Here is a 14898-nt window from a genome sequence, read left to right on the forward strand (position 1 = left end):
ATCCTATTCGGGTTGGCTTGCAATTTCGTTTTGATAGTCTCAAACGTGCTGTGCCGCTGTATGTGTGGTGCGCAGTGAAGTAAAATATCTTGCGGAAACGCTGATCGCCAGCAGGTCGCACTACTTGACCTACCTTGGGAGAACGCATGTCCAGACGAACTGTGAATGCTTCAAACGCTGCGGCAGTGGGACCGTATTCGCACGCGGCATGGGCCGGCGATCTTCTGTTCTGCTCCGGCCAGACACCGCTAGACCCCGGCACCGGCAAACTTGTCGACGGAAATGTAGCCGACCAGACACGCCAGTGTTTCGATAATCTGTTTCAAGTCCTTGAGGCAGCAGGCCTGGGATCGGATGATGTCATATCCGTCAACGTCTATCTCACCGACATGAGCGACTTTGGTCAGATGAATGAGATTTACGCCACACGTTTTTCACCACCCTACCCTACCCGGCCCGAACCACAATCGGCTGTGCGAGCCTGCCGCTTGGAGCACGCATTGAAATCGGTCTAACAGCGAAACGACATTCTTGAGCCTGACTCGCCGAGCTTGTCGAGATTGCTAATGGCGAGCCTTAATCAGTAGAGGAATGTCGATGGGAAACATGAAATTCTGGGCCTCGGCTGCTCATATTGCCCCCGTCTATCTCGATCCTGGGGCGAGCGCGGAAAAAGCTTGCTCGGTGATAGCAGAGGCTGCCCGAAACGGCGCATCGCTCGTCGTATTTTCGGAGAGCTTTCTTCCCGGTTTCCCCGTCTGGGCAGCACTTTACCCGCCCATTCAATCGCACCAACATTTCAAACGCTTTTTGAGAGCTTCGGTGTACATAGACGGCCCGGAAATTGAGCGTGTGCGAAAGGCAGCCTCCGATAACGGTGTTTTCGTTTCAATCGGTTTTTCCGAGCGCAACCCGGCAAGTGTCGGAGGGTTGTGGAATAGTAATATCTTGATTTCCGATACCGGACAAATTCTGATCCACCATCGAAAACTGGTCGCGACCTTCTTTGAAAAACTGGTCTGGGATCCAGGCGATGGCGCAGGATTGGTCGTTGCAAGCACGAGGATTGGTCGTATTGGCGGTCTGATTTGCGGAGAGAATACCAATCCGCTCGCGCGCTACAGTCTGATGACGCAGGGCGAGCAAGTCCACATCAGCAGCTATCCGCCGATCTGGCCCACTCGCGTCCCGACAGAAAGCGACAACTACGACAACCGAGCGGCCAACCGCATTCGTGCCTCGGCGCATTGCTTCGAGGCCAAGTGCTTCGGAATTGTTGTCGCTGGTCGCCTTGATGAAAGCGCACGCGAGTCGATTGCGTCAGATGATCCTGCCATCGCAGCGACCATAGATGCCAGTCCGCGGGCCAGTAGCTTTTTCCTGGGGCCAACTGGAGCGCCAATGGGCGATGAAATGATCGAGGAAGGTATCGGCTATGCCCATATCGATCTCGACGACTGTGTTGAACAGAAGCGCTTTCACGACGTCGCTGCTGGTTACAACCGCTTCGATATTTTCGACGTTGTCGTAAACCGAACGCGCCGAAAGCCGATCAGATTTGTCGAAGGTAGCACCGAGGAGCCTCGAAGAGGCCCTGAGGCACTGGCCTTGCCGGAGTAAGGTGATGACGCGGACCGCTATGCGCATGACGAAGAAGGGCTTTTCCTTTCAAGGCCCGACCGACGGCGTTCATGCCCTCAACTCGTGGATCACCCCTGAAGATGATCTTTTTCTAGTCACGCATATGGGGTTCCTGGAGATCGACCCCGAGCATTGGCATTTGGATGTTGATGGCCTCGTGGGTAACCCGACGAGATTGCATCTGTCTGACCTTCAAGCGATGCCACAGCGAGAGTACATGTCGTTTCACGAATGCGCTGGAAGTCCGCTTGCACCGACAGTGGCTAAACGCAGGGTCGGAAATGTAGTTTGGAAAGGTGTGCCGCTGTCGCTTGTTCTGGAACGCGCAAAGATCAGCAGTCATGCGTCCTACATCTGGACTTCCGGCCTCGAGTGGGGCGAATACGCAGATGTTGAAGAGGCCTTTCAAAAAGACCTGCCGATCGGCAAAGCACTTGCAGAAGAAGTTATCCTCGCACTTGAGATCAACGGTCGGCCACTCACTCCAGAACGCGGAGGACCGGTCCGACTGGTCGTGCCAGGTTGGTATGGCACAAACTCCGTAAAATGGGTTGGTTCGATCACGGCTGCGGATCGGCGCGCAAGCGGCGCCTATACGACGCGCTTCTACAATGACCCTACGGCGTCGGGGATGAAGCCGGTTTGGGGCGTCGCCCCGGAGTCCGTTATCGTATCGCCGTCGCCAAGAGATCTGCTGTCAGCGGATATCCCAACGAAAATATGGGGCTGGGCTTGGGGAGATCATCAGATCTCCAGCGTCGAGGTCAGCGTGGACGGTGGAGGCTCATGGCAGACTGCCTCAGTAGGGCCGCGCGAGGGAAGAAGTTGGCAGCGGTTCGACTTGCCGTGGACCCCTACATCTGGCCAGAATATCTTGCTATGTCGGTGCACGGATGAATTTGGGGAGGGACAGCCGCTGACTGACGCGAGAAATGCGGTGCACACGGTTCAAATTGACGTTGATCCTTGATCCGGAGCCCACTGTGATATTGGGATGGGTATCCACGGAGCACTCCGGTCTGCCACATCGACAGGACAAGAGCTTCCTGCGAAATTTACGATCGGGTGGAACCGAAGCTGTAGCCCGCCGTCACACCAGCCCACGCACGAAAAACACCACCCATTGAGGGGCCCAGGCGATGGTCGCGATTATGCGGGTAGATCAGCAGTTGTCGCAGCACCTGTCCGCGTCAACCATTGGCGAAACTTATTTTGGAATGCGGAGGTATCGTCTTAATGGCCATCCGTCGTCCCCTAGTCATCTCTAGGTGCATTTCGTTTGTGACTCGATTGAGAAAACCATGTGCAAGAGCCCTCACCGTTCGTCGAATGTGCGAATCGTAGCTTGCCTTGCTGCCTCATCCGGAAGACCGGATTCTCGGGAAAACCTCTCGCCTCCCAAGGCAACGTGGTTGTCGTCGAACTTATTTCGACGGCAGCCACCTGTTGTGGCTATGGGACCGCCTGTGTCGCGAGGATAAAAGTATCAATGTCCCGGGGAGCGAGCGCCGGTGACTGGCGCGATAGGAATGCGGTTCGTTTTTGCTTTGCGGGGTGTCGCCCACCCAGAGAAACTACTCGGATCTACCGCAAGGGGGGCCAGGATGTCATCGTTTCCAACCTGCCGAGAACGCTTTTGTGCCGGCCGAATATAATGGTGGCCCGAGTAAACCGACTTCGGCGTAAGCGGTGTTCTTCCCACGCGTTCTCTTGTCAGCGATCTATGTTCGACATTCAATACAAGCGTGAAGGAAGTTACTTCGTCGAAACGCCGATTCAGCCAATAAAATCAAATCACTGGCGACCGTCGTTATGGTGACGAAATACTCAATCCGACCAACATTTCGGAGTTGGCAGATAGAGGCGACCTTTTCGGGCTGCTTGAGAGAGTCATAGCCGTAAATGACCACTTCGACCATTGGCCGTCATCAACGGAGATTGTCAGCCTGAACATTCGCGGACTCAAGTAAACCTTCAATTTGCATGCTAAATACTATACGATGGCGAGCTCTATGGTCGCATCATAAGGTATTAAACGTACATTGGTGCGGGATTCTAAATATATAAAAAAATATATTATTGCTATATATTGATCTATGGCGGAGCGCCGTCTAGACCTGCTCAACACGCGACAGAGGGCTGCCTCTGGCCAGCGACGGGAGGGTTAGATGAACCGACGTGACAAAATGCATCCAAACAAAGCCAGGTGTGATAGCCCGGAAATGAGGCTCGCCTTCCTCGATCGCGAACGTGTAGTTGCTGCAAGGCGTGCTATTCGCTGGCCGCCCGCACGGAACGACCATTTGGATGCGCTTCGCGAAGTCGCTGATAGCGGAAGATATGTTAACCGTCCCGTTGTGACCGGCATGGGCCTACCCAAAGCACTTCTCGCCACCAAGCACGAACCGGAGGGAATGGGTCAGATCACATGGTCTCTTTCAAAATCTGAACGTGTTTTTGATTGCGCTGGCAGTGATTCTGACAACGGCGAAACCATCGCTACTGATGGACAAGTCAAGGCTTTCGCGAACCGCGGATACACGCGTCCACCAAAGAGCTATTATGAGCATGTTGATTTCGAAAACTGCCACTACATTGATGGCACATGCAGGCCTTGCGAAGACGGTTTTCTTAAAGCCGGCCGCTTACGAAATACGACCGGCGGTAGACATTGGATTAGCGCGCGCCATCCCGACGCGGCCTTTTGAAACTTGTGGCAGGATGCGATAGCTGCCAATTACGGCCACAGCTGTAAAGCAGGTGTCGATGCCGAATCTGGTTCGGGCGCGAAAGGCATTGCCGGTATTGGAAGGGCCGACTAATTCAGCCTTCAATTCGAAGCGACCGTCCGGTCTCAATGCAAGAAGCTCCTGTAGGGTCCTTGAAGGATATCGACAGAGGAAAACTATCAAATGCGGTGTTGCAAGAACGCGCCCCAAGGTCGTGGGGCTGACTCAATTTTTTCTACTGAACCAGAACCTGCAAAGGCCGATATTGCCTACTATGCTATCCGACGAATTCTCCACAGCTACGGTCGTGTGCCGGGGCAACATCTCAGGGAACAGGATCTAGCGTCTAAGCTCGGTCTTGGTCGAACGCCAGTTCGCGAAGCGCTTCAGCGGCTTGCAGCTGAAGGCAAGATCCAATACATCCCTCAAAGAGGCTTTTTCACGAGGCCAATGTCGGAAAGAGCTCTGTTAGATGTCTATGTTGTCGGACGTGAGACCCTGATCTCGGCATTAAATCGAATGCGGCCGCAGGTCCCAGACAGTTGGACCGTGACGGATAAATTGTCCCCTGACGAACTTGCCTTAAGGGCAGAAGCGATATTCACTAAAATCGCCCAAGAAGCATCGAATTGCGAGGCTTGCAAAATCGTCCAACGATTCTGTTTTTGCACTCACCCTTTACGAATGGAAATAACTGCGTCGGAACTTCGGCCCGCGTTTGTTGAAAGCCTCGGGAAGCTAATTGCCGCAATGTCTGAACTTGGCACGGCAACGACCCTGGTGGAGTCCGCGTTGATGAACCACCTCGATCTAGAACAGGGTGATGTCTCAAGGATTGTACAAGAGGTAAACGAACGTGGATTAACAGGTTTTCCGGCGCCTGCGAAAAGTTTGTGACATCGCATACCGTCATCTCGGCGAATGATCCCAATCAACGAGCCTGAAGAATTTTGTCGAGTGCCGCGCATATCTGCGGCTGCTGCGGGCAATTCAAAAGCTCGATGTCGGATCACCTACCAGCATTTAATTATTTTGCCAAATAAAGGAGGCTGCCGCCATCCCTTCAGCATTCCAGAATACAGCGCTGGCAAAGCGAAAGGTGCCTGTGTCGTATCGGCAACGCGCTCCGCAGGTTTCCATTTGCCGCGGCTTGCCCAGGCCAGCTATGTTGATCGAACGACGTTTTCAGCCGAAGTTTCAAAAGACATTGTGCCAAAAATCATAACAGCCAACGGGATCGACGCTGCGAGCTTGAGGACAGAGGTTACGCCAGGCGGGTATATCCTCAATCCAATGCATCGCTTCAGACCGAGGGTGATCTCGATGACGCCGCAGCGGGTTGACTTGCCGGCTCCCTAGGCTACGTCTTCCACCAATATCCTCGCATAAACAACACGACAGGGAAGACAGGCTTTTTTGTCGTGCGGTTTCCGCAGGGCAGCCTTAACGCCACCGTCGCACAAAGATTTTTCGAGGCAGCGGACGCAACGAGAAAAGGCTTGGGCGGCGGATATGCCCTGTTGGGTGACGAGCAGATCTTCCTTAATAAAAGAATTGCGAAGGAAAGCCTTATAGCGGACTCGATGACGCAAGCTTCCGAGACGGATTGAGCCGTGCAGCCGTATTCCTTGGCAAGCCAAAACCAAGGGTTTCTTTCTTCGGCATGCGACCGCACACTTTGTTGGGAATGATTGGCAGAGGTGTAATCGATGTTCTCCTCCCACGTGAAACTTCACACGACGATGTTTGTAGTCTGTGAACCAATCGCTCGAAGACGTTGCCTAGGAACACCGTTTACGTCCAACTTACGACATCATCGTCACCTTTGTCGGCTCCGCGACACACATTCCTCTTCGCCCGATCCCGCATTTTCCGCCCACCTTTTTGAGATAACAGCGATAATTGTTCGTCAGCTCAATCGGCCTGCCTGGCACGAATCTTGAGAGCTATTGCGAGGCAGCGGAACGGCCGCCGCATCCGCGTTGCGGGATAACCGCATTTCTTCGAACACATAAAAGGGCACAAACCATGGCGGGAAGTTGCGGAACTGGCAAATCGCCGAGAATGTCGTCAAGTTCCAAAAGGGAGTGGACGTGCTCGCCGGCATCCGCGACGAGGATGTCGATCTGGGAGCGGCGCCGAAGACGTATCATGCTTCATGCACGGCCAAGACTTTCTGAGCTCGAGGCAATCTGGAGATTAAAGATGTCCAAAACTGAACCTAAGCGTTTCGTTGGCGATCCGGGGAAAGACGTCACCCAGCAGTCATACATCATCAACGGCACGAAGGAGTTTCATCCTGCTGTTGATCAAGACGAACACCAACAACGCAATCCGGGGGAAAAACTATCCCGAACAGTGGGCAGCGGAATGACTGTAAGGCTGTCATTGCACAAATCACTTTCGCCGATCTAGGACGTGGGGATGGCACATTGCATACCGTGGGCGTTGCCCGCTTAGACATGCAGGGACGAACCGCGGCGGGTGATGCGAACATCCAAGTCCAGATGGGTGGAGGTACGGTCGCTGCTGCAATGATCTTCAATTCCGTGCAACAGACGACGGATCCTGCCAATCAAAGGGGAGCGGCTAACGGCAGCATCTCGGTGCTCAATCAAAGCATGGACAGCGGGACGGTCTGGAATTTAACAGGAACGCTTCCATGACAGTCACATCTAGAGTGGTTCATGGCTTATCGGAATCTGGTCGGGATTCCCAAATCAGCGGAATTGTGATTCATGATGGATGCTGGAACGGAGGTCAGCATCCATGACGCGACCTTATTCGAATGATCTTCGTGAACGCGTAGTGGCTGCAGTTGCGGCCGGTCAGAACTGTCGGGTGGTGGCGGAGCGGTTCGACATAGCCGTTTCCTCTGTGGTGAAGTGGTCACAGCGCTATCGCCGAGGCTAACAAGAGGCGAGGACTATCAAACCTTGCTCGGTGGGCCGGACAGCGAGTTAGTGAAAAACCTCGACGAGATCAGCAGGGATTATGCATTCCTCCTCGCGAAGACGGCCGACACCAACGGCTGGGCCAAAGATGAATAAGGGTCAGACGAGAACCTACGCTTAAGTCGCTTATCGGCCTCAGATGGCATTTCGCAAAACTGATCTCGCAGTCGACACGATTTTGAGTGATCGTATGCCAAACACCTGGGGCCGCGCCGGAGAAAATCTCACTGCTGCAATGCTCAAGAAATTGAAGACATCCTGCTGTGGTTCTAGAATATCTTAGCGCGGCGACTTCACAGCTTGACTTGTCACCATCTTTGCCCGATCTGGCTCAGACATTCGGTTCGCAAGCGGCCGGGGTTGCAGCATCCGATCGCTGAAACTGATGCCGTGTAATCGCCGTCGGAACAATGAGAGTCGCTCAACATCGCTATTCATAGCGTTCCATATTGGTGAGGACCCCATCACCAGCCACCGACTTTACATTCGACGGAGGATTGCCAGGACGAGCCGTGCCGCAGGGAGTCCTTATCTCTCCGGAAAGGTACTGGCCGCTGTTGCAGGGTAGCATATTGACGTCGAGAAAGTCGCTCCTCTTCAGGGAATTTTGATACGCTACGACTTCTTTCATCGACAACGGGGTCGAGAAGATCGTCACTCCCTCAAAGCCCGGAAGCGCCTCAATTGGCTCAATCATGGGCGATATCTGACCGGGCACTACTGCAGCGCCAATAACCCATGGGCCAACCGATCCGAAAATGACGGATTTCGGACGATCGCTTGGCGTACCAGAGCTGAAAGGAGAATGCGGGAACCCACTGTCGAGCACTGCCTCATCCCATTGGTAAGCTGTAAACGCTAGGAAATAGGTATATGGCGCAAAACGGTCGATGCGAACTTTGCCATCTGGAGTAAAGGTATAGTAAATCCACTCTGTGCCGGAGAATGCCCCTGTTGGCCCCACGACGTTCATATCCCAGGGCTTCTGCCACCATGCAATAGACGCCATGTTGCTTTGAAGCAGGCTTTTCGCGAAAGACCACTTCTGACCGTTCGGATTGGGTGTCGCTCCCAACGCGAATGATAGGTAAGCATCGTTCGAATTAGAACTTAGAAGCGATAAGGCGCTGCCGCCATCAGGGACGGTATTTTCACGGGTCTTTTCGACCAAAAGGACAGTGAAGCCCCTGTCTGGTCTGATCGACGCGCTTTGACTAGTCTCGATTGACGCGTGCGGTGGAAGGTTGAAGGAAGTCTTGTTGGTATAGAAGTCAAATGCCTGCCTCGTATCTTCGGGCACCGGATAATCCGCTTCTGCCGCCGAGTCGTGTATGTACAGCTTTGGAAATTCTCCGAAAATTGGCACTACCTTTGGTGTGAGCGTCTGAGATACTTTGTCCGACGCGCTCCTAAGACAAGTGGCTTCATTGGTGCATGATGCCCCTTGCCCTTCGCCAGCGACAAGACAGCCCAGCGTGGAAAACAATAGGAAGATTTTTATTCCATTATTCATCAAAGTTTTACCTTTTTGAAAGCGGAGGTCTTGCTCTAGCGAGTGAGCTCGGAGGTGTTGCGGCGCCCTATCTGGCGCAACATATCGCCGACTACGTCGGGCCAATCAGTGGTGATAAGATTGGTACGATTGACGACCGCCATCTCAGGATCTCCTCGGTAATCTGGTACGATCCCTCGTTGAGCGGTCGACTTCGGATCCGTGTTGTGCCCGAAGCAGCATTTTCCGGCGCTGTTGGCGACGCCCTCTGGAAAGTAGTTACTTTCATGATAGGTGGCGAAGCCCTGCTGCTGGTCGATATAGTCGAAATATGCCTGCAGACCGTCACCTTTATAGAATTGGTTCATTTCAAACTGAATGGAGAACGGCGCCACATTCCATTGATCGTAGATTGGATCCTCGTGGGGATCATAGTTGGAATCCTTCACATTCTCGTCGTCCGGGTTTTCGACGACAATTAGCCCGCCAATGAGGTTGGGGTCGTAGGTAGTCCGATTTAGAATCGTGCCGACATCCACCGCATCCTTTGCTTTGAGCTTGAATACAACGGCTTTGCCGAGCTTCGCATTTCCCTTGCTCGCGAGAATGTCAAGGCAGCGTTGCATAAGTTCGATGGGATCAGTAGGGTCCTGATCATCGACTGCCGCCTTGATATCGACGATCATCACGTACCCATGACCATCACCGGAAACATATTCGGCGAGTAGATCGAGCGCGGCGGAGAACGTTAGGAACTTCGCCTTTCGCCCTCGTGAATCCGTAAAAACGCGGCCATGCCGGTCCCGTAGATCGGCCCGTCGTAGCTGCGAAAAGTTCTGATTATATAATAGGCCGCTTCCAGTTGACTCGCGCTCAATCCTGTAGTCGTGAGATAGAACGACTTCTTTGTCTGCGGTGAAGCGGGCATCGACCTCCACGCTCTCAATCTGCGAATTCCAGGCGTCTTGCAAGGCATAGGCTGAATTCTCAGGAAAGATCTCCCAAGATCCGCGGTGCGCAGATAGCAGGACCAAGTCGTCGTCGGGTTTCGGCAGCTTAAACATGTTTCTTGTAATCGCACTTACAAGGTATGGCGATGGCTTTACCGGAAGTAGCGCCTCTGCTGCGGCGTAGTATGGAAGTCCGACAGCAAGAAGAGAAGTTAGGGTGAGCGATGCACGCAGATCACGTCGGCGGCCGAGGTAACCGACACGCGAGGAGCAAAAATTCAGAAGTACTGATGCCACATTGTTGCTGGTGTCCATAAAGATTCAGAACCTTTCGATGAGTATTTCAGGTAGCTCGCTAGGTTGTACGGTTTGTTCGTGCGGCCTTTGCAACAGCCTATCACAGCAGTGGCTAAGGATTGGGGTGGGGACGAAATTCTGGAGGATGCCGTCGCAGCGCGAGGAAGTTTTCAGCCGGTCCACGTTCAATCCTTGCGTTGTACCAGCAATAACACGCTGTTCGACATGCAAGATGATCCATAAAGTGTCCACCCAAGGCGTTGCGTTACCGCATTGCGACATCGCGTGCTCAAGCGTTGAGAGAGCTGTCATGAAAGCAGCTTGGAGCTCCGGCGCAATTATTTCCGTTCTAGCGTAGCGTCAGCTGAGAGGAAGCAGGGCTTTCTCCATTAACGCTGCTTCGCCATACGATGTTTGGACGTGATCAATTGCCCGCCAGCCGCTCTTCTCGTAGAGAAGTCGCGCGTCCTCTGTTATCAGGTACAGACTTTTAAAACCGAGTCGCAATGCTTCGTGCTCCAGCCGCTCGATCAGCAAAGTGGCTATTCCTTTCTTGCGGTGAAATGGATGGACAAAAAGCGACTTAAGCCACGGGGATAGATGAGGCTTTCCATCGAAATCACGAGCTGCCAAAGTGACCATTCCTACAGGCAATGCGTTTTCAATGGCGACAAGTGTTAGCGGCATCGAGCTTTTCGTTGCCGCTTCAAACTCGCCTCGCGTTCGCTCGTACGAACCATTTGATTGACAACCCCATTGTCCGAAAGTCCAACTTGCGCAAATGGAAATGAAATTCGGATATTTTTCCAGGTACTCGATGGTGAGCGGAGCTCCAGCTACCATTGGTTTCTCGGTCATAGTGTCTCCATTTTTTGGCGGGCCGAGCAACGGGCGAGGATCGCGCAATTTGAGGTGAAGCCCGTGCACTAACTGAGTTATCGGACCTCACGATATATCCTGCACAGTGACGCCGCGATTCAAGACCGTTCGCCAGGCGCAACTGCGTGATCACAAACCTGCTAAGATTTGTGGCAACGCCGTCATGCGGCTGAACAGCTTTGTGGCACCTGCCTCCATCAGTTTGTCTCCATGCCCAGGAAGGCAATGCGAACCACCTACGAAGCCAATCACCATCATTCCGGCTGCCACCGCCGCCTGAGTTCCAGCAACGCTGTCTTCGATAACGAGACAACTGCTAGCCGGGGTGTTCATATTCTCTGCTGCAAACAGAAACAGATCCGGCGCAGGCTTACCACGCGCAACTTGCGAAGCGCTGAAGACATGGGGCCAAAAGTAATCATGCAGCTCTGTGACTTTAAGCGCCAAGGAGAGCTTTGCATCATCACTGTTCGACGCCACGCACTTCTTTAGATCGATAACCTCCAAGGTTTGCTGAACGCCGTTGGTTGCACGCAGATCGCGAGGATATCGTTTTGCAAGTTCGGCCACCACACATTCATGATGATCCTCCGGTAGGCGTAAGCCGCCCTCGGATTCTATGACGGAATAACTTTGCTGGTCAGTCATTCCTATGAAGCGATCGTTATACTCTTCAGCCGATATGATGTAGCCGCATTTCGCCAAAGCTTCGATGTGCACCGCAGTTGCAATCAGCTCGCTATCGACGAGAACCCCATCGCAGTCGAAGATCAGCAATTCCGGACTTTTTGAAAAAGACATAAGTAGTCCTCACCATAGAATGACTCTGAGTTTTGTCCCCGTGCCACTTTCAATCTTCCAGGCATTTAGCAGGGTATGATTGAATCCAATCGGCCATTGCGGCACGGGGAAATTCGCGCGTGGTGCTCAGCCGGCAATTGCTCCTGCGGCGATCTTCGGACCTTGCTTATGAAGAGCATTCCAAACCTTGTGAAACGCCTCTGCATAAAGCCGCATCAATTCGCCGTCGTTGGGCGGCGCAATCTCGGAGACGTAAAACATCGTATCCAAGAGTTTCACTGTATTTGGAAAATCGGCGGCGTTCCAGTTGTCGCAAATGTCCGGAAGATATTCGAATACCGGCTTCGTGAGCCAAACACAGATAGGCACGCCTTCGGCCTGCAGCGATTTGACCACGAAATCCCTTGCAGCCGGGCCTGGCGCGAAGCCAAGTGCCGCAGGTTCGATCCGGAGGGGAAAGTTGAGCATCGAATGGTCGCAGTCAGATGGGTTGAATAGAGGAAATATACCCACAAGCTCGCTGATCATCTCCCATAAAAGCTTGCTATTGTCTCTTCGGATTTGCAGTTGCTTATCCATCTCAGTGACCCGCAAGTTCGCTATAGATGACGAGAATACGTTGGGCCTGTAGTTGTACCCTTGGGAATAGGGCGAGAATATTCGCGCTCCACTCCGAGACGAGCTGGACAGCGATACGCGATCAACATGTGCAATCAAGTTGGCGTCTTCCGTAATGACAAATCCCAGTTCGCCGGCGCCAAGGTGCTTGGCGCCGTTTCCGGATAGAGCGAGCGCGTCTGCATCAAGATGCGCACCGCCGACGATTGCTTTCGCGGCGCCGATCGATTGGCAGATGTCGTCGATCACAGCAATGCCTTGAGCTCGCGCTGCAACCCTCGCGTCGGGGACGAGAACATTGTTTCCGAAAAGATGAGTGACTAAAACTGCAGCAACGTTAGGGTTGAACCTTTCAGCGGCCGCGCGCTGATCAATCCCGGCCAAGTTCATGTCGACATCAACGAAGACGGGTTGGAGACCAGTGATTTTAATTGGCCCTACCGCTCCTGGCCAATTCAGTGCCGCGGTAACAACTTGCTCGCCTCGCTCTTTGACGTAGTCGAGTTCGATGTGAATGGCCGCCGTTCCGCTGCCGACAGCGCGCACTTGCCACTTCCCAGTCCATCTTGCAAGGCTTTGCTCCAAACCGCTCACAATTGGATGATTAACGCGGTGATACTTTCCACCGTCCACGACTCCACGCAGGGCATCCGAGTGTCTCTTCTCCGCGGCGGGCCAAGGTGTAACACGTCCCTGGGGGACCACAGGCTTCCCACCGAAAACCGCGAGCTTCTCGCCGGAGAAAGCACCAGTTGCGTTGCGAGTTATGAGCCGTAGTGCACCGAATCCGTTCATCGCGTTCTCCAATCATGCTCACTAGAATGCTGATCAGCCCACACAAACGCTAGCACTGCTTTCCCACGTATGATAGCTAAAATGGAGTATATCATAAAGTATATTTTAAAGTAGATTTGGAGCAAACGGGGTATAATAAGTATACTCCTGAATAGTTGTTGTATATTGGCGGACAGGCGCTTAAGGCGTCACTTTGGTCAGCTTCTGCGCGGAGCACGTTGGACATTCAACAGTTTTTTAACGGCTGGGGGGACAACTGAGATCACTGAATGAGGCTTGGGACGGGAACCGGCCAAAGGTTCCCGTAACGCCGGGTGCCTATTGAAGAGGCGTTGGACGAACAGCACATTGCCCCGAGCTCATAATAATCCGAGCCCACCGAATGGCGAAGAAACGGTTGCCCTCCGCTAGTACTGGCCGTTGGTGGCAATGGAATTCGGCAACAGGATTGGATGCTATGGAATCCTTGATAAGAAGACACGAAGCTCATCGACTGGGTGAACGCGAGGGCAGTCCTGCTGATCACCATGATGATGAGAGCACTAAGGGTGTTGTACTGGCTCAAAGATTGATTCCAACGGGAACCTTGGGCCCCGCGAATCGGGGCCGATTGCTGCAAGCCTTGTACGACATTGGACCATCTAGCAGAGCGGATCTCGCCCGCCTTACCGGTGTGACTCGAGGAACTATCGGAGGGATTGTGCAGCCCCTAATCGATCAGGGCGTTCTTGCGGAAGGAGAGGTGATACCTCCCAATGAAACAGGCGGCAAGCCGGCTACCAAGTTGTGGTTTTCCAAGGATGCAAGGCCGATATGCGCGGTGCTCCTGCTTCACGACCGCGTGAGCGCGTGTCTGGTCTCTTTGGAGGGCGAGGTCTATGCTCAACACGCCGCCAATTTTCCGAAGAACCTAACACACCCCTCCGACGCATTCCGTATCATAAGCACCTGTGTCGAAGAAACTATCGCATCTGCCAAACCGATCTTAGGGATAGGTGTAGCAGTGGCAGGAATGATCAATACGGAGACGGGCACAATCGTGACCGTTAGTCTCGGGCCATTCCTGGACGGCTTACCGCTCGAAGCCGAGTTGCACAAAAGATTCGGAGTTACCGTGTGTGTCGATCGGGATACCAGAGCTTTGCTGGTTGGAGACCGATGGTTTGGACAAGGCCGTGGTCGGAGAAACTTCGCCTCCGTTCATATCGGCGAGACTTTGGGTGGGGCGCTTTACCTTGATGGGCATCTCTATAGGGGACCCGCAGGTGCAGGCGGTGAAATCGGTCATACGACCGTAGACGTCAAAGGTCGGATATGCCAGTGCGGCCGACGTGGATGCTGGGAAACAATCGCCAGCTCGAAGTGGCTAACGGACGAGGCCAAGGCCAGGCGGTTGCCACAACCTCACTCGCTGGATGTGAGTCGATTGTTGACTCTGGCCAACGACAATATCCCAGGCGCAAGAGAATTACTTTGCGACTACGCGTTCAATATTTCGGTCGGCCTGGCGAACCTCCAGCAGTTCATGGCGCCCAATTTTATCGTTATTCACGGCGACATCGTACGGGGGGGAAGCCCCATACTTCATTTAATCGAGGAAAGCTTCAGGGAATTGGTATTCCATCGCCCGGGCGATGAAATTGCCCTTGCTTTCGGAGATAGAGAATGCTTGGCGGCTTTGCGCGGTGCCGCTAGTCTGCTTCTTTCTGAATTGCTGAATTTCGTCATCTAATGACATCCGC

12 protein-coding genes and 2 pseudogenes are annotated in these 14898 nt (G+C 53.4%); 9 read left to right on the forward strand and 5 right to left on the reverse strand.

Annotation, left to right across the window (positions count from 1 at the left end):
* Positions 1-146: 146 nt before the first annotated feature.
* The 8 genes and pseudogenes from J2J98_RS26870 to J2J98_RS26905 form a co-directional block, all read left to right on the forward strand.
* Positions 147-535, forward strand: a pseudogene (locus tag J2J98_RS26870) (RidA family protein).
* 62 nt (positions 536-597) lie between these two features.
* On the forward strand, positions 598-1620 hold the full coding sequence (locus tag J2J98_RS26875; protein WP_207603788.1) for a carbon-nitrogen hydrolase family protein: 1023 nt from the start codon (positions 598-600) through the stop codon (positions 1618-1620).
* A 4-nt stretch (positions 1621-1624) separates the two neighbouring features.
* The gene (locus J2J98_RS26880; RefSeq protein ID WP_207603789.1) at positions 1625-2611 is read left to right on the forward strand and encodes a molybdopterin-dependent oxidoreductase; all 987 of its coding nucleotides are present in this window, start codon (positions 1625-1627) and stop codon (positions 2609-2611) included.
* A 1198-nt stretch (positions 2612-3809) separates the two neighbouring features.
* On the forward strand, positions 3810-4349 hold the full coding sequence (locus J2J98_RS26885) for a hypothetical protein (protein WP_207603790.1): 540 nt from the start codon (positions 3810-3812) through the stop codon (positions 4347-4349).
* Between the two features lie 204 nt (positions 4350-4553).
* Positions 4554-5267, forward strand: a complete 714-nt coding sequence (locus tag J2J98_RS26890; RefSeq protein ID WP_207603791.1) for a GntR family transcriptional regulator — start codon at positions 4554-4556, stop codon at positions 5265-5267.
* A 1142-nt stretch (positions 5268-6409) separates the two neighbouring features.
* Positions 6410-6550 carry a hypothetical protein gene (locus J2J98_RS26895; protein ID WP_207603792.1) on the forward strand — a complete coding sequence of 47 codons (141 nt, stop codon included), beginning with the start codon at positions 6410-6412 and terminating at the stop codon, positions 6548-6550.
* Between the two features lie 25 nt (positions 6551-6575).
* Positions 6576-6785 carry a hypothetical protein gene (locus tag J2J98_RS26900; protein ID WP_207603793.1) on the forward strand — a complete coding sequence of 70 codons (210 nt, stop codon included), beginning with the start codon at positions 6576-6578 and terminating at the stop codon, positions 6783-6785.
* Positions 6786-7139: 354 nt separating this feature from the next.
* Positions 7140-7274 (forward strand): annotated as a pseudogene (locus J2J98_RS26905) (helix-turn-helix domain-containing protein); the annotation flags it as partial.
* A 480-nt stretch (positions 7275-7754) separates the two neighbouring features.
* On the opposite strand, the gene J2J98_RS26910 reads toward J2J98_RS26905, so the two are convergent.
* The 5 genes from J2J98_RS26910 to J2J98_RS26930 form a co-directional block, all read right to left on the reverse strand.
* The gene (locus tag J2J98_RS26910) at positions 7755-8837 is read right to left on the reverse strand and encodes a hypothetical protein (RefSeq protein ID WP_207603794.1); all 1083 of its coding nucleotides are present in this window, start codon (positions 8835-8837) and stop codon (positions 7755-7757) included.
* Positions 8838-8872: 35 nt separating this feature from the next.
* The gene (locus J2J98_RS26915; protein WP_246569461.1) at positions 8873-10081 is read right to left on the reverse strand and encodes a glycerophosphodiester phosphodiesterase family protein; all 1209 of its coding nucleotides are present in this window, start codon (positions 10079-10081) and stop codon (positions 8873-8875) included.
* Positions 10082-10423: 342 nt separating this feature from the next.
* Positions 10424-10921 carry a GNAT family N-acetyltransferase gene (locus J2J98_RS26920; RefSeq protein WP_246569462.1) on the reverse strand — a complete coding sequence of 166 codons (498 nt, stop codon included), beginning with the start codon at positions 10919-10921 and terminating at the stop codon, positions 10424-10426.
* Between the two features lie 150 nt (positions 10922-11071).
* Positions 11072-11743: an HAD family hydrolase gene (locus J2J98_RS26925; protein WP_207603795.1), complete on the reverse strand. Its 672-nt coding sequence runs from the start codon at positions 11741-11743 to the stop codon at positions 11072-11074.
* 126 nt (positions 11744-11869) lie between these two features.
* Positions 11870-13156, reverse strand: a complete 1287-nt coding sequence (locus J2J98_RS26930; RefSeq protein ID WP_207603796.1) for a DegT/DnrJ/EryC1/StrS family aminotransferase — start codon at positions 13154-13156, stop codon at positions 11870-11872.
* A 457-nt stretch (positions 13157-13613) separates the two neighbouring features.
* Between J2J98_RS26930 and J2J98_RS26935 the strand changes: the two genes are divergently transcribed.
* The gene (locus tag J2J98_RS26935) at positions 13614-14888 is read left to right on the forward strand and encodes an ROK family transcriptional regulator (RefSeq protein ID WP_207603797.1); all 1275 of its coding nucleotides are present in this window, start codon (positions 13614-13616) and stop codon (positions 14886-14888) included.
* Positions 14889-14898 lie beyond the last annotated feature (10 nt).

Source organism: Rhizobium bangladeshense (genome assembly GCF_017357245.1).
In the GTDB taxonomy this organism is placed as follows: Bacteria; Pseudomonadota; Alphaproteobacteria; order Rhizobiales; family Rhizobiaceae; genus Rhizobium; species Rhizobium bangladeshense.